Origin of the sequence: Kibdelosporangium phytohabitans, from assembly GCF_001302585.1 — a bacterium.
Classification (GTDB): Bacteria; Actinomycetota; Actinomycetes; order Mycobacteriales; family Pseudonocardiaceae; genus Kibdelosporangium; species Kibdelosporangium phytohabitans.
In genome coordinates this window covers 10,814,896-10,833,673 of sequence record NZ_CP012752.1, presented here as the reverse complement: position 1 = coordinate 10,833,673, position 18,778 = coordinate 10,814,896, and the positions used below count along the sequence as shown (strand labels likewise).

Here is an 18,778-nt window from a genome sequence, read left to right as displayed (position 1 = left end):
ATCGTCCGTAGAGTTGAGGGCATGGACTTGGTCGACGACCTGCTGCGCGGCATCCGGTTGGAAGGAGCCGACGTCGGCATCGAGGAGCTGGCGGCGCCGTGGCGCTTCACCGGCGACGCGGCCCTGACCCTGATCGCGCCGCTCAAAGGCGTGATCGTCCTGCCGGACGGGGTCGTCCGCGTCGGCGAGACGGCGATCGTGCGGGGGCCGTTCACCGGCAGATCGGACGAGTACAGCCTGCTGCTGGTCGGGGCGTACACCATGCGCGGTGCCGTCGCTCACCGGTTGCTGGACGTGCTGCCGCCGATGCTGGTGCTGCCGGACGAGGACGACTGCGGGCCGATGCGCGACTACCTGGCCGCCCAGTTCGCCACGAACGAGCGTGGTCATCGAGTCGTGCAGGACCGCCTGCTGGAGTGGCTGCTGGTGTGCACGCTGCGGGCGTGGTTCGACCAGCAGCCGCCGATGCCCGCCGGGTGGCACGACGAGACGCTGGGACCGGTGCTGCGCGCGATGCACGCGGCGCCCGGCAAGCCGTGGACGCTGACCGCCCTCGCCCACGAGGCAGGCGTGTCGCGCAGCACGCTCGCCGACCGGTTCGCGAAGGTGGTGGGCAAGCCGCCGCTGGCGTACCTGAAGGACTGGCGGATGACGCTGGCCGCGGACCTGCTGGCCGAGTCCACGTCGACGGTCGCGGCGGTCGCCCGCCGGGTCGGGTACGCCGATGCGTTCGGGTTCAGCGCGGCGTTCAAGCGGTTCTACGGGGTCAGCCCGACCGAGTGCCGCGCCACGTGCCGGGCGTGACCGGGAAGTGAGTGAGAAGTGAGCGGCGGACGGCATCGTGACAGGTGCTGGACGGGATCACCGCAGTGGATCCCGTCCGGCCCTTAACTGGGAATCCATTGCCGCCTTTCGGCCCTGACGCGTGTCCGCGTGCCGACTTAGCGTGATCCGCATGGCGATTCGTGGGTGGCTGACCGCCGGGCTTGTCGGCCTGTTGTCGGGTTTGGTCGTTGTGCCTGCTTACGCGGCGCAACCGGCGTTCGTGGTGAAACAGGGGGTCTCGCAGCCGGTTCACTCGCTCGCGGACGCCGTCAGGGAGACGGTGTGGGTGGACATCGGGCTGGACCTGGACAACAACGGCGTCGGTGACCGGGTGGCCGCCGACATCGTCCGCCCGGCCACCACCGGCCGCGTCCCGGTGATCATCGACGCGAGCCCGTACTACTCGACCAGTGGGCGCGGCAACGAAGCCGAGCGCAAGTCGTACGACTCCGCCGGTCTGCCGGTGAAGTTCCCCTTGTTCTACGACAACTACTTCGTGCCACGCGGGTACGCGGTGGCGCTGGTCGACTTCAGCGGTTCGAACCGGTCGACCGGCTGCATGGACACCGGCGGGCGCTCGGAGATCGCGTCCGGCAAGGCCGTGGTCGACTGGCTCAACGGCCGCGCGACCGGGTACTCGGCCGCGTCCGGCGGCACGGCGAAGACAGCGTCGTGGTCGACCGGCGCGGCGGCGATGATCGGCAAGTCGTGGGACGGCAGCATCACCCACGGTGTCGCGGCGACCGGCGTCGACGGCCTGCGCACGATCGTGCCGATCTCGGCGATCAGCTCCTGGTACGACTGGTTCCGTTCGGACGGTGTGTCGTTGCGCGGATTCGGGACGCCGACGAGCCTCGCGTCCGGGTTCGAGAACAGCAACGCCCAGTCCCGTTGCGGCGCGGTGCGTTCGGAGATGACGAACGGCGCACCGTCGAACGGCGACTACACCGCGATGTGGCAGCAGCGCGACTTCGTGCGCAACGCGAGCAAAGTGAAGGCCGCGGTGTTCTCGGTGAACGGTCGCGCGGACCTGAACGTCAAGCCGGTCAACTGGGGTCAGTGGCTCGACGCGATCCCCGCGTCGGTGCCCCGCAAGCTGTGGCTGTCGCAGACCGGCCACATCGACCCGTTCGACTTCCGCCGCGCGGAGTGGGTGCGCACCCTGCACCGCTGGTTCGACCGCTGGTTGCTGGACGTGCAGAACGGCATCGAGAACGAGCCGCGGGTGTCGGTGGAGCGCGGCGTGAACCAGTGGGCGGACTCACCGACCTGGCCGCCGTCCGGCGTGCAGTCCCAACGGGTCTACCCGGTCGCCGGATCGGTCGCGGGCGTGGGGACGCTGAGCCAGACACCGGGCTCGTCGACGTCGTCCTTCACTGACAACGGTTCCGGCACGGCGTCGTCGTTCATCGCCTCGCCGAACGCGACGTCGGCACGCCGTGTGCTCTACAGCACCGGCCCGCTGGCGTCGGACGTCCGCATCGCCGGGATCTCCAACCTGACAGTCGCGGTGACACCGTCGGCACCGACGGCCCACCTGTCGGCGTTCCTCGTGGACTACGGCCCGGCGACGATCCGCAGCAGCACAGGCGAGGGGATCCGGACGTTGACCAACGAGACGTGCTGGGGCGAGAACCGGCCGGGTGACGACGGCTGCTACCGCGAGACCGAGGCGACGACGTCCTCAGTGGACGCCACGATCATCGCCCGAGGCTGGGCGGACCTGGCCAACTACTCGTCGCTCAGCACACCCCGCACCTTGACGCCGGGCACGAAGTACACGATGAACTTCCGCCTGTACGCCGCGGACTACGTCGTCCCGCGCAACCACCGCCTGGCGCTGGTGATCGCACCGACCGACACCTCGGCGACCACCAGCCCGTCCCAGCTGCCCAGGATCACCGTGCACCTGGCCGAGACCTCGATCCAGCTGCCGCTGATCGGTTCGCTGCGGCAAGCGGCGACGCACCCGGCACCGGAGGCCACACGCGTCCAGCAGGACATCGTCCCCGGCCAGTTCCGCTAGCACCACTTTCTGACAGCGAATGTGGCCTTTGCGGCGCGGAACGCCGCAAAGGCCACATTCGCTGTAGGGAGAACGGGATCAGCGCGGGAGGCCGGATGCGCGCCAGGCGCCTGGGCCTGGCCGCGTCTGGGGCCGCATCCGAGCCGCGGGGTCGCTCCACGCGGAGCGTCCTTCGGGCTCGGTGGCCTCGGCCGGTCCTGGCATGGATGCCACGACAGCGGTCAGGGCCGCGAGTTCCACGTCGTCCGGCGTGCCGCGCACGATCCGCAGCAGAGGCCTCGCCGAGTCGCTCACAGCGGGATGTTCCCGTGCTTCTTGGGCAACGACGTTTCACGCTTGTCGCGCAGCATCCGCAACGAACGCGCGACATATCCGCGCGTGTACGACGGCGGGATCACGGAGTCGACGTAACCGCGCTCCGCCGCCGCGTACGGGTTGAGCAGCGTGTCCTCGTACTCCTGCACGAGTTCCGCACGCAGGGCTTCGATGTCCTTGCCGCTGTCGGCTGCTTTGGCGAGAGTTTTGCGGTGCACGATGTTCGCGGCGCCCTGGGCGCCCATGACCGCGATCTGGGCGGTGGGCCACGCGAGGTTCATGTCCGCGCCGAGGTGCTTGGAGCCCATGACGTCATAGGCGCCACCGAATGCCTTGCGCGTAATGACCGTCACCTTGGGCACGGTTGCTTCGGCGTACGCGTAGATGAGCTTGGCGCCCCGGCGGATGATGCCGTTCCATTCCTGGTCGGTGCCCGGCAGGAAACCTGGCACGTCGACGAATGTCAGCACCGGCACGTTGAAGGCGTCACACGTGCGCACGAACCGTGCTGCCTTCTCTGAGGCGTCGATGTCGAGGCAACCCGCGAACTGCGTCGGCTGGTTGGCCACGACACCCACCGCGCGTCCTTCCACGCGGCCGAAGCCGACGAGGATGTTCGGCGCGAACAGCTCGTGCACTTCGAGGAACTCGCCGTCGTCGAGCACGCGCGTGATGACCTCGTGCATGTCGTACGGCTGGTTCGGCGAGTCCGGGATCAGCGTGTCCAGCTCGCGGTCGGTGTCGTTGAGGTTCTCGGCCAGTGAGCCTTCGCCGGTGTCCTCGCCGGGGAAGACCGGCGGGTCGGAGAGGTTGTTCGACGGCAGGTACGACAGCAGGTCCTTGACGTACGCGATGGCGTCGTCCTCGTCGCTGCTCATGTAGTGCGCGACGCCGGACTTGGTGTTGTGGGTGCGTGCGCCGCCGAGCTCCTCGAAGGTCACTTCCTCACCGGTGACCGTCTTGACTACGTCAGGTCCGGTGATGAACATCTGCGAGGTCTGGTCGACCATCACCACGAAATCCGTCAAAGCGGGCGAATAGACGTGCCCGCCGGCGTTCGCGCCCATGATCAGCGAGATCTGCGGGATCACACCGGACGCCCGGGTGTTGCGCATGAAGATCTCGCCGTAGAGGCCCAGCGAGACGACGCCTTCCTGGATGCGCGCGCCCCCGCCCTCGTTGATGCCGATGATCGGGCGGCCGGTCTTGATCGCCAGGTCCATCACCTTGACGATCTTCTCGCCGTACACTTCGCCGAGCGCGCCGCCGAACACCGTCACGTCCTGGCTGAACACGCACACCGGACGGCCGTCGACGGTGCCGTGACCGGTCACCACGCCGTCGCCGTACGGGCGGTTCTTCTCCAGTCCGAAGTTGGTCGACCGGTGCCTGGCCAGCTCGTCCAGTTCGACGAACGAACCGGGATCCAGCAGCAGGTCGATCCGCTCACGGGCGGTTTTCTTGCCTTTGGCGTGCTGTTTCTCCACGGCACGGGCCGAGCCTGCGTGCACGGCCTCGTCGTTGCGGCGGTAGAGGTCCGCCAGCTTGCCTGCCGTGGTGTGGATGTCGGCAGACGTGTCTGCACCGGGCGGCGGCCCGAGGGGTTGTGACGCACTGCTCATGAAGAGGCAGCCTAGCCACGCGCGCCCCGGCGCGGTTTCCTCACGTTGCTCATGTCACGCCCTAATGTCATAGGTGTGGACGGCGACTACCTTGCGCAGCGTTTGACGCAGCCGACCGGCCCCTACGCGGGGCTCACGGTCGTGGACAGCACCGAGTCGACCAACGCGGATCTGGACCGGCAGCGGCCACCGGACCGCACAGTCCTCATCGCGCGGCAGCAAACCGCTGGTGAGGGCAGGCGTTCCCGGTCGTGGACGTCGCCGCCGGGCGGGCTGTACGCCAGCATCTACTACGCCCCGGGCGTGCCGGGGCACCGGTTGCCGTGGCTGACGCTGCTGGCCGGGGTCGCCCTGGTGAACGTCTCCTTGTCGACGGGCGTGCCCGCCGTGTTGAAGTGGCCGAACGACCTGCTGCTGGGCCCCGACCGCAAGAAGGGCGCCGGTGTGCTGGCCACGACCAGCGAGAACGGCGTCGTGCTCGGCATCGGCCTGAACGTCCAGCCGGTCGAGGCCGAGCTGGCCCCCGGCGGTCTCCAGCCGACTTCGCTGGCCGGGGAAGGGGCCGACGAGCTCGACCTGACTGTCCTGGCGGAACGGTTGCTGGTGGAGCTCGACCGGTGGGAGGCGCCGTGGCGCGCGGCGGGCGGTGACCCGTTCGCCAGCGGCCTGCACGAGGAGTACCGCAGGCACTGCGTGACTCTCGGCCAGGAGGTGCGCGTCGAGCTGGGCGACGGCTCGTTCGAGGGCACCGCGCGGTACCTGGAGACGGACGGGACGCTCGTGGTCCGCGACGCCGAGGGGCATGACCGGTCGGTCCCCGCGGGTGATGTCGTGCACTTGCGGGCGGCCACTTAGGGCGAGATCCACCGTCCTTGCCACCGGACGGTCCTCGCGCCGGTACGGTAGGCGCGTCATCGTCGGGTACGGGAGGACACCGTGGCCTATCCAGACGACCTGCTCAGCACGAATGAGCGTGTCGTGATCCACAAGCACCCGCACTGGAAGATGCTGCTGGTGCCGTACATCGTGCTGATCGTCACCCTCGGGGCGGCGATCTGGCTGGCCATCCTCGCGCAGGACCTGTCGTGGAGCACGATCGCGTTCATCCTGATCGGCGCCGTGGCTCTGATCCTGATCGTGTGGCTGTTCATCGCACCGTTCGTCCGGTGGCGCACCACGCACTTCATCGTCACCACCGACCGGGTGATGGCGCGGGAGGGCGTGATCAAGCGCACCGGTATCGACATCCCGCTGTCGCGCATCTCGAGTGTCCGGTTCGAGCACGGCCTGACCGACCGGATCGTCGGCTGCGGCACGTTGATCATCGAGTCCTCCAGCGAGGAGCCGCTCGAGTTCGACGACATCCCCCAGGTCGAGAAGGTGCACTCGTTGCTGTACCGGGAGATCAACGACAACCCGGACGACGACTTCATCCAGCAGCAGCCTGCCCAGCAGCAGCACCAGCCTGCCCAGCAGCAGCACCAGCCGCCGCCGACCCAGCAGCTCCCGCCGCAGGGTTACTGAGGTGGTCGCCGAGGGCCTGCCGGACACCGTCGCGTCACGCGCCGCCGGCCTCCCAGCCGGGATCACCATCTGGGAGGTCGGGCCGCGCGACGGCCTGCAGAACGAGAAGTCCGTTGTGGACGTGGACGTCAAGCTGGAGTTCATCTCCCGGCTGGCCGACGCGGGGCTGACCACGATCGAGGCGACCAGCTTCGTGCACCCCGAGTGGGTGCCGCAGCTGGCTGACGCGTCGGATCTGCTCGCGGGCATGACCCGCCGCGACGGCGTGCGCTACCCGGTGCTCGTGCCGAACGAGCGCGGGCTCGACCGGGCGCTCGAAGCCGGGGTCGGGCACATCGCGATCTTCGCGAGCGCCACCGAGTCGTTCGCGCGCAAGAACCTCAACCGCACGCTCGACAGCCAGTTCGAGATGTTCGAGCCGGTCGTGACCAGGGCGCGGGCCGAGGGTCTCGAAGTGCGCGGTTACCTGTCGATGTGCTTCGGCGACCAGTGGGAAGGCCCGGTGCCGCGGTCGCAGGTGGTCGCGGCAGGCAGGCGCCTGCTCGACATGGGCTGCTCGCAGCTCTCCCTCGGTGACACGATCGGCGTCGCCACGCCTGGTCTGGTCGAGGCGCTGATCGCGGACTTCGGCTCGCCCGACCAGCTGGCCGTGCACTTCCACGACACGTACGGACAGGCGTTGAGCAACACGCTCGCCGCGCTCCAGTGTGGAGTGTCCACGGTGGATTCGTCGGCCGGTGGTCTCGGCGGCTGCCCGTACGCCGAGTCGGCGACGGGCAACCTCGCCACCGAGGACCTGGTCTGGATGCTCGACGGGCTCGGCGTCTCGCACGGCGTCGACCTGACCAAGCTCGTCGAGACCAGTGCGTGGATGGCCGATCAGCTCGGCAGGCCGAGCCCGTCCCGGGTTGTTCAAGCGCTGCGCGGCTGACACTCTTCGACGTCATGCGTGTCGTCGAGCTGACTGAGCAGACCTGGCCCGCTCAGGAACGCCTCTTCGGGCCGCGTGGCGCGGTCCAGGGGTGCTGGTGCATGTTCTTCCGGCTGGCAGGTGCGGACTTCCGGCAGAACAGCGGCGAGGCCAACCGGCAGGCGGCGCAGGACCTCGCTCGATCGGGCGAACCTGTGGGCCTGCTGGCGATGGACGGCGATGTGGCCGTCGGCTGGGTCGCTGTCGCGCCGCGTTCGGACTACCAGCGGCTGACGCGTTCCGTTGTCGCCGCGCCACCGGATCCCGGTGAGGACCTCACCGGTGTGTGGTCGGTGACGTGCTTCTTCATCCACCGGACCGCGCGGCGCCGCGGCGTCGGGGCCGAGTTGCTCGACGGGGCCGTGCGGTACGCCACGAAGCACGGCGCGCGGATCGTCGAGGCCTACCCGGTCGACACGAAAGGCGCGAGGGCCAGTTCGGGCGATCTGTACCACGGCACCCTCTCGATGTTCCTCGACGCGGGGTTCATGCTGGTGGAACGCCGGGGCGTGCGGCGCGCGCTCGTCCGGAAATCCGTCGGATGACAGGTGGAACCAGATCGGCGGACGCCGCGTCCAACTCGTGACCGGGCGTGTACGCCGAAGCAGAACCGGAGGTGGCTGTGGCTTCCGATCACCGGGCGCAGGTCGAGGAACTGCTGGCCGACTACCGGCGCAGCCGCGAGCAGCTCGCCTCCATGCAGCAGACCCTCGCGGCCATCAACGAATCCGTCACCAGCCCGGACGGCACGGTCGTCGCCACTGTCAGCGGCCGCGGCACGCTGGCGGACCTGACCTTTTCCGACGACGCCTACCTCCGGCACCGGCCGTCCGATCTGGCGAAGGTCGTCCTCAAGACGGTGGCCGCGGCCGTGGTGAAGGCGTCGGAGACCGCCAACCGGACCGTCAGCCCGCTGCTGCCCGTGCAGACCGATCCGGGGGCGCTGCTGGCGGGCAAGGCCGACCTGACCGACGCGGAACTGGCCCCGCGGCGGCCCAAGCACGCCGCTGACGACGACAGCTTCGAAGACGTGAACTGGCTGGACAACCCGAGGGGGCGAGGGTGAAGGACGGCTTCCGCACCGACTCCGAACGGCTGACCCGGCACGCGGGCGAGTTCGGCGGCCTGGCCGAGCGGGCGTCGTCGATCGCGGCCGAGCTGAACCGGACGCTCGACTCACTCGGCCAGCCATGGGGGAAAGACGAAGTGGGGCAGAGCTTCGCGGCCATCTACTCAGGACCGTCGACCGCGATCCGCTCCGGTGTGGACACCGCGTCCGGCCAGTTGCGGGACATGGGCGACCGGCTGACGGCGATGGCGCGGGCCTACCGCGACGCCGAGTCCTCCGCCGCCGACGGCTTCGACAAGGTCTGACATGGGAATCGAGCTGCCCGCCGAGCTGGCCGGCATCGCGGCGAGGACCGGCGTGAAGTGGCCGTCCGCCGACGAGGACAAGATGCGGGAGGTCGCGCAGGCGTGGCGCGACACCGGAAAGAAGATCGACACCCTGATCAGCGAAGCGGACACGACGGCACGGTCCGCGCTGAACACGACGCAAGGCGCGGGCGCCGACGCGGCCCGGCGGCACTGGGGCACGTTCGTCCAACCGGACACCGGGCACCTGACGAGACTCGCCAAGGGCTGCGTGTCGAACGCGGACAAGCTCGACCACGCGGCCGACCAGATCGGCCAGGCCAAGCTCGCGATCGTCCGCGAGCTGACCCCGTTGGCCAAGAACGTGGACGTGGCCGAGCACGCCGCCCAAGCCGGTGACCCGACCGCCCTGCTCGGCCTGGACACGGCGATCCGTGGCGCAGCGGCGAACCTGGCGGACCTGCACTCCACATTGGTCACCGCGGTCCAGCCGGTCAGCGGCGTGGTGATGGACACGGTCGAGCCACTCGTGAACACAAACCCGGGCGGCGCAGGCCAAAGCCTCCTGACTCCGGTCACGGGCCTGGCTGACGGCGCCGGGAAGGTCGTCACGGACGCTTCCGCCGCCGTGTCGCCGATCGTGGACAGCGCAGCCGGTGCCGCGCAGCAAGTAGCCGGTGGGCAGGCAAGCCCTGGCGTGCTGCCGGTTGCCGGTGGTGGCCATGGCCCCGGTGTCCTGTCGCCGATCGTGGACAACGTTGCCGGTGCGGTGCCGCCGGTAGTGGGCAGTGGCCACGGGCCTGGTGTCCTGCCGCCGGTGGTGGACAACGTTGCCGGTGTGGTGCCGCCGGTAGTGGGCGGTGGCCACGGGCCTGGTGTGGTGCCGCCGGTTGGGGTTCCCGGTGTCGCGCCACCGGTGGTCGATCCCGACCAGTTCGGACCAGGGCAGTTCGGGCCCGGCCACGGCGGTTCCGCCGGATCTCCCGGCCAGTTCGGGCCCGGTCACGGTGGTCCTGCCGAGCCGCCTGGTCACGCTTTCCCGCCTGGTGCCGGGCATTCGGACCCGGTGACCGGCCCGTTGCCCGCACTCGTCGACGCACCCACGCCGCCAGCCGGTTTCCCAAGGCCGGACCACGGCGTGCAGATCGCCGGTGCGGCCGCTGTGCTGGACGCGCCCCCACCCCCACCCGCGACGCAACCGCCCGTACAGCAAGCGCCAGCGGGCATTCCGGCGCAGGCGACCATCGGTCAGCCTCCGGCCGCCTCACCCGCGAGCCCGTTCGTCGGCGGTGGCGCCGCGGTGCCACCGCCGCAGGCCACGGCATCACCTGTCGTGCCACCGCCAGTAGCTGGGGCGCAACCAGTCGTCCCACCGCAGCAACAAAGCCCGCAGCAGCAAAGCCCGCAGCAGCAAGGCCCGCGGGCACCGCTGCCTCCCGCGGCGGTCGCTGTCACCGCCGAGCCGGGCCGTCAGCAGCCCCCGCCTCCTGTTGCCGTTCCGGCGGCAGCGCCTGGGAAACCGGAGCAGGACCGGGACGCGGTGATCGCGCTGTGGCTGGTGCGGATGTTCCCGATCGGTCACATGCCGGTGGCCGCCGCCCGCCCGTCACGCCAGCTGCCGCCGCCGTCGGCGGAGTTCGACTACGCGGCGGGCATGCGGTTCGAGCCGAACGACCACCCCCAGTCGGATCTGGTCGACGACACGGACGCGCTTGCGTTGGCGGGCGGGGAAGAAGTCGTGCCGGGACCGTCCATTCCGGCCGGTGCCGTGACACGTGACCACGACCCGCTGGCCGGGCAGAACGAACGGGACTGGGCACGCCGGTTCGTCGTCCGCGAGGGCAGCGGACGGGACACCGCGGACACCGAGTACGCCTGGCCGCCGAGCGAGCTGTTCCCGGAGGGCGCGACGGCACCGGGCGAGCCGGAAGTCCTCGAACCGGGCACGCTCATCGACCGTTTCGGCGCACCGGACGGCCGCGTCTTCGCCGAAGCGGGCATCCCGTTCGCGCAGCGGTCGTTGCCGCCGTCGTACGTGCACGCCGAGTACCGCCGATACCGCGTACTGCGGCCACTTCCGGTGTGGCGCGGGGTCTCTGCGGCGTGGTTCGGCCAGACCGGCGGTGGCGTGCGCTACCGGACCACTCACCCGGCGCTCGACCTGATCGCGCTCGGGTACGTCGCCGAGGAACCGGCCGAGCAATCAGTACAGGAGACAGGCAATGAAGGCTGAGTCGATCACCGGCTGGCTCGGCGCGGTCGGCATCCCGGCGGAACTGGTGTCGATCGGCACGGAGGCCGACAACGCGTGGTGCCTGATCCGCTCCGACGACCCGGACGAGAACGGCCAGATCAGCTGGGAAGTGTTCTGGCGCGAACAGGGCAACCGCTACGACTGGGCCAGGTTCACCAACGAACAGGTCGCGTGCCACTACCTGTTCGGCCGGCTGACCTGGGCCCAGGTCGCGCGTGGTGCGGTCGGCGTGATCAAGGAGGACTAGGAGGACAGCTTCGCCAGCACGGCGTCGTGCAGGTGGCCGTTGGTCGACAGGGCCGAGCCGCCGAGGAAGGTGTCCGTGCCCTTGAGGTCGGTGAACCGGCCGCCTGCTTCCTTGACGATGATCTCGACCGCGGCGACGTCCCACGGGTTCACGATCGCCTCGGCGGCCACGTCGATCACGCCTTCGGCCACCAGGCAGTGCTGCCAGAAGTCGCCGAACGCGCGGTTCTCCCAGCACGCGTCCACCAGCCGCAGGTACGCCTCCCTGGAGTGGAAATCCACCCACGACCCGAGGTGCGTGGTGGACAGGTAGGCGTCGTCGAGGGACAGCACGCCCGACACGGACAGCTTGCGGCCGTCGTCGGTGTACGCGCCCTCGGTCGCCTCGGCGAACCAGCGCTTGGCCAACGCCGGGGCGCTGACCACGCCGACGACCGGCTCGCGGTCGATCACCAGGGAGATCAACGTCGCCCACGCGGGCACACCGCGCAGGAAGTTCTTCGTGCCGTCGATCGGGTCGATCACCCAGGTGCGGCCCGAGCCGATCTCGCCGCCGCGTTCCTCACCCGCGATGTCGTCGTCGGGGAAACGCTCGGTGATCATGGCGCGGATGGTGTCCTCGACGGCCGTGTCGGCGTCGGTCACCGGGGTCCGGTCCGGTTTGCGGGCGACCTTCAGGTCCTGCGCGCGGAACCGGGCTGACGTGATCTCGTCCGCCGCGTCGGCGAGACGCAACGCGAAGTCAAGGCTGGATGACACAGTCCTGATGTTGCCAGGCCTACAGTGGTGGCCGTGAGTGTGGTGCTGCTGGCCGAGGACGACTCGGCGATCGCAGACCCGTTGTCACGCGCTCTGCAGCGTGAGGGTTACGCCGTGGAGGTCGTCACCGACGGGCTGAGTGCGTTGGAGTTCGCCGACGCGGGTCGAGCCGACCTGCTGGTGCTCGATCTCGGGCTGCCGGGGATGGACGGGCTGGAGGTGTGCAGGCGGCTGCGCCAGTCGGGCCGTGGCCTGCCGGTGCTGATGCTGACCGCGCGCGCCGACGAGGTGGACTTCGTCGTGGGGCTGGACGCGGGGGCCGACGACTACGTGGCCAAACCGTTCCGGCTGGCCGAGTTGCTCGCCAGGATCAGGGCGCTGATGCGCCGCCAGGCACCGGGCGCGGTCGAGGTCAACGGCGTCAAGATGGACATGGCGGGCCGCGTGGTCACCGTGGACGGCCAGGAGATCACGCTCGCCAACAAGGAGTTCGAGCTGCTGCGGGTGCTGATCCAGCGCGCGGGCCAGGTGGTCACGCGTGAGGAGATCCTCGCCGAGGTGTGGGACGACGCGCCTGAGCGCAAGACGAGCAAGACACTGGACATGCACATGTCCTGGTTGCGCCGCAAACTGGGCGACATCGGGCCGCGGGGGGCGACCGAGCGGCGGATCGCCACGGTCCGCGGTGTCGGTTTCCGGTTCAACTCCGACTGACCGGCGAGGACGGACGGGACTGACGCATGCGCAGGCGGATCCTGCTGGCGATCCTGCTGGCGGTCGCGGTGACGACGCTGGCTCTCGGCATCCCGCTCGGCTACGTCGCGCTGCAGCAGGTCGAGACGCTGACCAGGGAGGAGTTGCAGACCAGGGCGCAGCAGATCGGCGTGGTGCTCGACGACGACCTGGCCAACAACCGCGAGCCGGACATCGCCGACGCGGAGTCGCTCGTGCCGCCGGGCGGCAGGCTGATCGTGGCCCTGCCAGGCAGGCCGTCCCAGTCGATCGGCCCGGATCTGGGCGAGGACATGCTGGCCGAGTCGATCAAGATCGTCCGCGAGGGGACGGTCGTGATCCAGGTGCCTGCCGGTCCGACGAGGACACGGCAGACGCAGGTCGCCGGGCTGGTGGTGCTGGTCGTGGTGATCACGATCGCGATCGCCAGCGGTGTCGCGATCGTGACAGCCAGGCGGCTGGCCCAACCACTGGGCCACGTGGCCGACCGCGCGGGAAGGCTGGGCGCGGGGGACTTCAAGCCGGACGCGCGCCGCTACGGCGTCGCCGAACTGGACCGGGTGGCGGAGGCCCTGGACACGTCCGCGGGTGCGCTGGCCGAGTTGGTGCAGCGCGAACGCGACCTGGTCGGTGACGTCTCACATCAGCTGCGCAGCAGGCTGACCGCCCTGCAACTCAGGCTCGAAGCGTTGCAGCACACCAGCGACCCGGAGAACGCCGCTGACGCGGCAGCCGCGCTGGAACAGGCCGAACGGCTCGGCGACGTGCTCGACGAACTGCTGGCGGCAGCCCGCGAGGCCAGGGCGACCGACGCGGAACCGGTGGACCTGGCAGCGGCATTGCCCGCGATCACAGGCGAATGGCGTGAACCGCTGCGCGCGAAAGGACGCGCCCTCCGCGTCCGCGTACACGGCAGACCGCTGGCGAAGGCGACGACCGCCCGGCTGAGAGAAGCCATCGGGGTGTTGCTGGACAACGCGATGCGACACGGCGCAGGTCCGGTCTCGGTGACGGTCCGCAGCAGCGACGCGACGGTGTCCATTGAGGTCACCGACGGCGGCAACGGAGTACCGGACGAACTGGTCGCGCACATCTTCGACCGCGGTGTCTCCGGCGTCGGCTCGACCGGCGTAGGGCTCGCGCTGGCCCGCGCACTCGTGGAGTCGGACGGCGGACGGCTGGAGCTGTCGGTACCACGCCCCGCGACGTTCACGATCTTCCTGCCAGTGCCCAGGGTGGACGACCTGCGCGGAGTCCGATGGCCAGCGGAGCGATCCCCCCGCTGAAGGAGCGGAGTCGAACCGGACAGGAAACGCAGAGAAGACTGCCGACACCAGCCCAAGAAAGCAACCGCGCAACCAACCCGCAGCAGCAAGCGCCCACGCCCCTGAGAACCCACCAAGGAACCAGAGCACAAAGGCTCCTGCCCAGAGGTCAGCCCCCGGCGAGGGAAAGCTCGTTCCGTGCGAGCCACGAAGACACAAGAGACAGTCAGGAATGCCCGAGATCCTCATCACCCGGATCGGTGCGCACGATCCGAGGACGGGCGTTGGCCTGAGGGAAGACCCAGCGCCGGAAACCCCAGAACCGGAAGAACATCGCGAGCAGCATGCCGACCACTGACCCGGACATGAAGTCGGCGACTTCCTGCACCCAGCGTTCGACGTGCGGCACTTGGAGGTCCAGCACGTAGCGGGAGACGTACGGCGGCACCAGGTTGATCGCCACACCGCCGCCGCTGATCAGGAAGAACAGGGCGGCTTCGTGGTGGCGTTCGCGCCCGCCGCGGGTCCGGAAGGACCATTCCCGGTTCAGGACGTAGGACACGATCGTCGCGATGATGATCGCGATGGCCTTGGCCGTGATCGGTTTGCTCTCCAGGACGGTGAGCTTCATCAGGAACCAGAGGCCGTTGTCGATCACGAACGTGGTTCCGCCGACGATGGCGAACTTCAGCAGCTCGCGGTGCTTGATCAGAATCGAACGCAGCGGCTCGGGGACCTGAGCCAGCACGCTTTCGACAATCGACACTTCCGTAGTTTACGGAAAAGGTCCTACGCCGCTCGACGATCTTCGTCGTCTTCGACGGCGTGCAGGGTGCGCCCGGTCTTGGTGGTGCGACCGCGGACACCGGCCTCCGGGAACACCCATTTCTTGAAGGCCCACCAGCGGAACACCATCGCGACGAGGGTGCCGAGGATCATGCCGCTGAAGAAGTCGGCGACCTCCTGGGTGACCAGGCTCACATTCGGCACCATCAGGTCGAAGACGTACCGGCTGACGAACAGCGGGGTCGAGTTCAGTGCCACGCCGATTCCGCTGATCAGGAAGAACAGGGCGGCTTCGTGGTGGCGTTCGCGTCCCCCTCGGGTGTGGAACGACCACTCGCGGTTGAGGATGTACGACACGATCGTCGCGATGATCACCGCCACGGAGAGGGCGGTGACGGGGTGCGCGTTCAAGATCGTAAGCTTGAGCGTGTAGTTCACGGCGGTCGTCACGGCGAAGCAGATTCCGCCGACAACGGCGAATCTGAGCAGTTCGCGGTGCTTGAGCATGATCTTGCGTACCGGCTCGGGGAGACGCTTGAGAACGCTCTGTACGACGGCCATGGCGGCAAAGCCTACTGATCCACTGATGGGGCCTTGACAGCAGTGCCGCGCATTGTGTGCGCGGCCACGCCCATACCCGGAGCATCCCCGCATACCAGACATATCTCGTGCCTGGGCCAGTGGTCCGGGGCACAGGTCACGGCGGGCAGCGGCCGGTGATCACGGCCAGCAGGCGCTCCACCGCTCCCAGTCGTGAGCAGTAGTCGTTCGGTGGGCGTTCCTCCGAACGCGGCGGTGTCGTGGTCGTCGTTTTCGGTGTCGTGGTCGTGCCGGGTTTCGACGTTTCCCTGGCCGGCGGTGTCGTGGTCGTGGTCGTGGTCGGCTTCGTGCCCGTGTTCGGCGGTTTGGTCGACGTCTTCGGTGGCGTTGTCGTGGTCGCCGGGGGTTTCGTCGTGGTCGGCTTCGGGTCCGGCGGCACCGGCCAGCTCCACCACGGCAGCTTCACCGTCGTACTGGCGCTCGCCGAACCGATCGACGCGGTCACCAGAACCTTGCTGTGCTGCCAGAACGGCGGCCGGCCGCGGTCGGCGGTGCTCACTTCCCCGGTCGGCTTGGTCAGCTGGACCCGTAGGTAGAAGCGGTCACCCGGGTTCAACGGCGCCGAGGTCACGCAGCTCGTGATCGCGCCGTTCGTCGTGCACGAGGCCGCGGGCCACGCCGTCAGCAGTTTCGCGGGCTGGTCGAACGTGACCGTCACCTGCTTGGTGCTCTCGCCGGTGTTCTTGGCCACGGCCTGCAGGCTGGGGTGGTGCCACCGGCCGGGCGCGGGGATGCCGAGCCAGTCCTGGAAGGCGTAGACCGACACGCCGTCCTTCTTCGGTGGCGGCGGCACCTCGACGTTCACCGAGATCTTCACGCTGACCGAGGTACCGGCGCTGATCGTGCCGGTGATGGTCCCGCCGGGGCTGGCCGGGCTGGCGACGAGCTGGAACACCAGCGTCACCGACTGCCCTGGCTGCAGACCCGAGTCGGTGCTGCACGTGACCGTGCCGGAACCGCTGGGGCACGCCACCGAGCTCGGCTGACGCGCGCCGTTGAGCCGCAGCAGGCCAGGTCCGGTCAGCTTGTCCGCGCCGACCGCGCTCACACCGGGCGGCAGGGCGAGTGAGGCGACAACCGGTTCGGAGATGCTGCCGCCGTTGTTGGTCACCGACAGCGGCAGGGCCGTCGGGCCGCTGCCCGGTACCAGCGTCAACGGTGGCGGTGACGGCACAGTGAGGTTCGGCGGCGCAGGCGGAGGCGGCGGCGGCACGGGCGGCGCCGGAGTGCTCGGCGCCGGGCTGGACGGCGTCGGAGCTGGTGGTGGCGGCGGAGGTGGCGGTGGCTGCTGCGTCGGTGGCGCGCTCTGCGGCGGTGGCGGAGGTGGCGGTGGCGGAGCTGGTGGGTTCGGCGGAGGTGGCGGCTGTTGCGTCGGCACCGACGGCGACGTCGGCACAGGTTGCGCCGCGGGGATGTCCGGGACCTCCGCGGCCGTCAACGCGAGCGCGACCGCGGCGGCCACGGCTGCGACGGACGCACCCACCCCGACGAACTGCCGTGGCAACGACGACGCGGCGCCACCGGCACCTGCCGCCGTCCCTCCGGCAGCGCCTGCGGTGACTCCGGCGAACACCGCGGATCCGGCCTTCGCGGTCGTGGCGAGGTACCCGATGGCACCGGCACCGAGCACGAGCGGCGCGATGAACACGCGCATGCCGCTGTTGACGTCAGCCAGTTCGGCGGCGAGCGCACGGCAGCGTTCGCACTCGTCCAGGTGGGCCTCGACCTGCGCGGTCTCGCGTTTGGACAGACCACCGCGGGTCCACGCGCCGAGCCGCTCGGCGGTCGCGCGGCAGCGTTCGCTCGTCGATTCCGCCAGGTGCACCTGGAGGTACGCCTGACGCAGGCCTTCCCGGGCCCGGTAGGCGAGCGCGCTCACGCCGTTGGGCGTCAGGCCGAGGATGGGCGCGACCTCGGCGGGCGTCTGTCCCTCGACCTCGGTGTGCCACAGCACGGCCTGCCAGCGTTCAGGCAGCCGCGCGAACGCCCGTGCGGCGAGCGAGCGTTCCAGCCCGGCGACGGCCGTGTCGCTGAACGGGACAGCCGTGTCCGCGCCGGAGACTGTCGTGACGTCATCGGACAGTTCGACGCGCTTGTCACGGCGGGTCTTGTCGTAGGCGGTGTGCCGCAAAGCGGTGAGCAGGTACGCCCGAAAGGCTGAATCCGGGCCGCGTCCGGCGCGCAGGGTGTCGAGGACCTTCGCGAAGGCCTCCGACACCAGGTCGTCGGCCTCGGCTTGGGAACGGGACAGTTGACGGGCGAGGTTGTACGCGGCTCCGACATGCCGCTCGTAGAGCGACCCGTAAGCCGCGACTGTGCCCTTGCGTACCGAGTCGATCAGTTCGGCGTCACTCGGGCCGTGCACCTCAGCGGGAACTGTGGACACGTGCCTCCCTCGTCGCTGCCCGTGATGTGGGTAAGTGTGACTGACCCACGTCACGGAGTCATCTCCCCGGTCACGCTGTTTGTTAGCTCAGCGTGAGCGGGTAACCCGTTCGCATGACAATTCGGCTGGAACCGCGTCACACCTGAGGCCCAGCGACGTTTCAGATCCGGATCTTTCAAACCGGCGGAGAGGAACTGGTAACTGTGGCGGTTCGCGAAGCGGGTTCACGGTCACCCCGTGGCGACGCCGATGGCGCTGAGGCCGCCCTTCGGTCCCTGCGTGCCAGGTGGCGCACCGCCAGCATCGCGGCCGGCTGGCGCTACCCGAGCGACTGGGCGTTGCCCGAGGTCGACGCGGTGTGCGCGTCCGCGCTGGTCAAAGCCGACCTGGCTGACCCGCTGGCGGACCTCGGCCGGGCGCGTGCGGTGTCGGGGGCGGGACTGGACGAGACCCTCACGGACGTCGCGGCGCTGCACGCGGTGCTCAGCGATCCCCGGCTGGTGATGGCCAACCCGGATGCCACGCCGGCGAGGCTGCTCCGGCTGACGGCGCTGGCCTGGGCGGACGTGTCGACGGCGGAGATCGCCCGCAGCGAGGTCAGGGAAGGTCTGACCGGGCTGTCGACGGCCGCCTACCTGCGGACGAGGCTCGGTGAGATCTACCGGCAGGCGTCGCGGGACGAGCGGACGCCTGGTCACGTTCTGCTCACTGTGAGTATCGACCTCTCCGCGGTGGTCGGCTGGTCCCGGCTGATGGCGATGGTGCTGGCCGCCGACGTGCTCAGGCAGGTCTTCGACGGCGGCGAGAGCCTGGCGCTACTGGGCCCGTCGGTCGCCGTGGTGCTCACCGAACGCGAGCCTGACCTGGCCAAACGCTGTTCGGACACCCAGCTCATCCTGGCCGAGCGGCTGTCGGTCGACCCGCAGTTGCACACGCTCGGGCCGGTGGAGGTGCGCCTGCACCGGCTGCCGGCGACGCACGACAAGGCCTGCGACCTGATCGACGATCTCGGAAGACTGTGAAACCCCAGGTAAACCTCGTGAGTGGTTAAGCCGGTTCTAACCGGACCAACCACTCACGAGGGGCCATCCGGG

At 69.5% G+C, this 18,778-nt stretch carries 19 protein-coding genes; 13 read left to right on the top strand and 6 right to left on the bottom strand.

What is annotated here, in order from left to right:
• Positions 1 to 21 precede the first annotated feature (21 nt).
• Both AOZ06_RS48380 and AOZ06_RS48375 read left to right on the top strand, forming a co-directional pair.
• Positions 22 to 804, top strand: a complete 783-nt coding sequence (locus AOZ06_RS48380; protein ID WP_054295530.1) for a helix-turn-helix transcriptional regulator — start codon at positions 22 to 24, stop codon at positions 802 to 804.
• A gap of 151 nt (positions 805 to 955) precedes the next feature.
• Positions 956 to 2,851: a Xaa-Pro dipeptidyl-peptidase gene (locus AOZ06_RS48375; protein ID WP_157233652.1), complete on the top strand. Its 1,896-nt coding sequence runs from the start codon at positions 956 to 958 to the stop codon at positions 2,849 to 2,851.
• A 78-nt stretch (positions 2,852 to 2,929) separates the two neighbouring features.
• On the opposite strand, the gene AOZ06_RS48370 is transcribed toward AOZ06_RS48375, so the two are convergent.
• Positions 2,930 to 3,145 (bottom strand): acyl-CoA carboxylase subunit epsilon, encoded by a 216-nt coding sequence (locus tag AOZ06_RS48370; RefSeq protein ID WP_054295529.1) that lies wholly within the window; start codon positions 3,143 to 3,145, stop codon positions 2,930 to 2,932.
• Positions 3,142 to 4,788, bottom strand: coding sequence for an acyl-CoA carboxylase subunit beta (locus AOZ06_RS48365; protein WP_054295528.1), 1,647 nt, complete (start codon positions 4,786 to 4,788; stop codon positions 3,142 to 3,144). Before AOZ06_RS48365 ends, AOZ06_RS48370 begins: the two co-directional genes overlap by 4 nt.
• Before the next feature lie 75 nt (positions 4,789 to 4,863).
• Here AOZ06_RS48365 and AOZ06_RS48360 point away from each other — a divergent pair, with 75 nt between their 5' ends.
• From AOZ06_RS48360 to AOZ06_RS48325, 8 genes are all read left to right on the top strand, one after another.
• Complete coding sequence (locus tag AOZ06_RS48360) at positions 4,864 to 5,643, top strand: biotin--[acetyl-CoA-carboxylase] ligase (protein WP_236951977.1); 780 nt, start codon at positions 4,864 to 4,866, stop codon at positions 5,641 to 5,643.
• 81 nt (positions 5,644 to 5,724) lie between these two features.
• Positions 5,725 to 6,312 (top strand): PH domain-containing protein, encoded by a 588-nt coding sequence (locus AOZ06_RS48355; protein WP_054295526.1) that lies wholly within the window; start codon positions 5,725 to 5,727, stop codon positions 6,310 to 6,312.
• Between the two features lies 1 nt (position 6,313).
• Positions 6,314 to 7,243, top strand: coding sequence for a hydroxymethylglutaryl-CoA lyase (locus tag AOZ06_RS48350; RefSeq protein WP_054295525.1), 930 nt, complete (start codon positions 6,314 to 6,316; stop codon positions 7,241 to 7,243).
• Between the two features lie 14 nt (positions 7,244 to 7,257).
• Positions 7,258 to 7,827: a GNAT family N-acetyltransferase gene (locus tag AOZ06_RS48345; protein ID WP_054295524.1), complete on the top strand. Its 570-nt coding sequence runs from the start codon at positions 7,258 to 7,260 to the stop codon at positions 7,825 to 7,827.
• A 77-nt stretch (positions 7,828 to 7,904) separates the two neighbouring features.
• On the top strand, positions 7,905 to 8,348 hold the full coding sequence (locus AOZ06_RS48340; RefSeq protein ID WP_054297469.1) for a YbaB/EbfC family nucleoid-associated protein: 444 nt from the start codon (positions 7,905 to 7,907) through the stop codon (positions 8,346 to 8,348).
• The gene (locus tag AOZ06_RS48335; RefSeq protein WP_054295523.1) at positions 8,345 to 8,656 is read left to right on the top strand and encodes a WXG100 family type VII secretion target; all 312 of its coding nucleotides are present in this window, start codon (positions 8,345 to 8,347) and stop codon (positions 8,654 to 8,656) included. The genes AOZ06_RS48340 and AOZ06_RS48335 overlap by 4 nt, the downstream gene beginning before the upstream one ends.
• A gap of 1 nt (position 8,657) precedes the next feature.
• Positions 8,658 to 10,889, top strand: coding sequence for a TNT domain-containing protein (locus tag AOZ06_RS48330; RefSeq protein WP_054295522.1), 2,232 nt, complete (start codon positions 8,658 to 8,660; stop codon positions 10,887 to 10,889).
• Positions 10,879 to 11,157: a hypothetical protein gene (locus AOZ06_RS48325; protein ID WP_054295521.1), complete on the top strand. Its 279-nt coding sequence runs from the start codon at positions 10,879 to 10,881 to the stop codon at positions 11,155 to 11,157. The genes AOZ06_RS48330 and AOZ06_RS48325 overlap by 11 nt, the downstream gene beginning before the upstream one ends.
• On the opposite strand, the gene hisN is transcribed toward AOZ06_RS48325, so the two are convergent.
• Entirely contained in the window at positions 11,154 to 11,915 is a 762-nt protein-coding gene (gene hisN / locus AOZ06_RS48320; protein ID WP_157233650.1) for a histidinol-phosphatase, read from the bottom strand. The two genes, AOZ06_RS48325 and hisN, sit on opposite strands and share 4 nt — an antisense overlap.
• A 33-nt stretch (positions 11,916 to 11,948) precedes the next feature.
• On the opposite strand from hisN, the gene AOZ06_RS48315 reads away from it, so the two are divergent.
• Complete coding sequence (locus AOZ06_RS48315; protein WP_054297468.1) at positions 11,949 to 12,629, top strand: response regulator transcription factor; 681 nt, start codon at positions 11,949 to 11,951, stop codon at positions 12,627 to 12,629.
• Between the two features lie 26 nt (positions 12,630 to 12,655).
• Positions 12,656 to 13,933: an ATP-binding protein gene (locus AOZ06_RS48310; RefSeq protein ID WP_054295519.1), complete on the top strand. Its 1,278-nt coding sequence runs from the start codon at positions 12,656 to 12,658 to the stop codon at positions 13,931 to 13,933.
• Positions 13,934 to 14,138: 205 nt separating this feature from the next.
• Here the strand turns inward: AOZ06_RS48310 and AOZ06_RS48305 are convergent, their stop codons facing one another.
• The 3 genes from AOZ06_RS48305 to AOZ06_RS48295 form a co-directional block, all read right to left on the bottom strand.
• The gene (locus AOZ06_RS48305) at positions 14,139 to 14,678 is read right to left on the bottom strand and encodes a GtrA family protein (RefSeq protein ID WP_054295518.1); all 540 of its coding nucleotides are present in this window, start codon (positions 14,676 to 14,678) and stop codon (positions 14,139 to 14,141) included.
• A gap of 23 nt (positions 14,679 to 14,701) precedes the next feature.
• Positions 14,702 to 15,259: a GtrA family protein gene (locus AOZ06_RS48300; RefSeq protein WP_054295517.1), complete on the bottom strand. Its 558-nt coding sequence runs from the start codon at positions 15,257 to 15,259 to the stop codon at positions 14,702 to 14,704.
• Positions 15,260 to 15,395: 136 nt separating this feature from the next.
• Entirely contained in the window at positions 15,396 to 17,684 is a 2,289-nt protein-coding gene (locus AOZ06_RS48295) for a sigma-70 family RNA polymerase sigma factor (RefSeq protein WP_054295516.1), read from the bottom strand.
• Between the two features lie 203 nt (positions 17,685 to 17,887).
• On the opposite strand from AOZ06_RS48295, the gene AOZ06_RS48290 reads away from it, so the two are divergent.
• Positions 17,888 to 18,706, top strand: coding sequence for a hypothetical protein (locus AOZ06_RS48290; RefSeq protein ID WP_054295515.1), 819 nt, complete (start codon positions 17,888 to 17,890; stop codon positions 18,704 to 18,706).
• Positions 18,707 to 18,778 lie beyond the last annotated feature (72 nt).

Bases quoted from the DNA above. Each gene is read 5' to 3' on its own strand.
- AOZ06_RS48380 (WP_054295530.1), top strand. From the start codon at position 22: ATGGACTTGGTCGACGACCTGCTGCGCGGCATCCGGTTGGAAGGAGCC.
- AOZ06_RS48375 (WP_157233652.1), top strand. From the start codon at position 956: ATGGCGATTCGTGGGTGGCTGACCGCCGGGCTTGTCGGCCTGTTGTCG.
- AOZ06_RS48365 (WP_054295528.1), bottom strand. From the start codon at position 4,788: ATGAGCAGTGCGTCACAACCCCTCGGGCCGCCGCCCGGTGCAGACACG.
- AOZ06_RS48345 (WP_054295524.1), top strand. From the start codon at position 7,258: ATGCGTGTCGTCGAGCTGACTGAGCAGACCTGGCCCGCTCAGGAACGC.
- AOZ06_RS48330 (WP_054295522.1), top strand. From the start codon at position 8,658: ATGGGAATCGAGCTGCCCGCCGAGCTGGCCGGCATCGCGGCGAGGACC.
- AOZ06_RS48325 (WP_054295521.1), top strand. From the start codon at position 10,879: ATGAAGGCTGAGTCGATCACCGGCTGGCTCGGCGCGGTCGGCATCCCG.
- AOZ06_RS48310 (WP_054295519.1), top strand. From the start codon at position 12,656: ATGCGCAGGCGGATCCTGCTGGCGATCCTGCTGGCGGTCGCGGTGACG.
- AOZ06_RS48300 (WP_054295517.1), bottom strand. From the start codon at position 15,259: ATGGCCGTCGTACAGAGCGTTCTCAAGCGTCTCCCCGAGCCGGTACGC.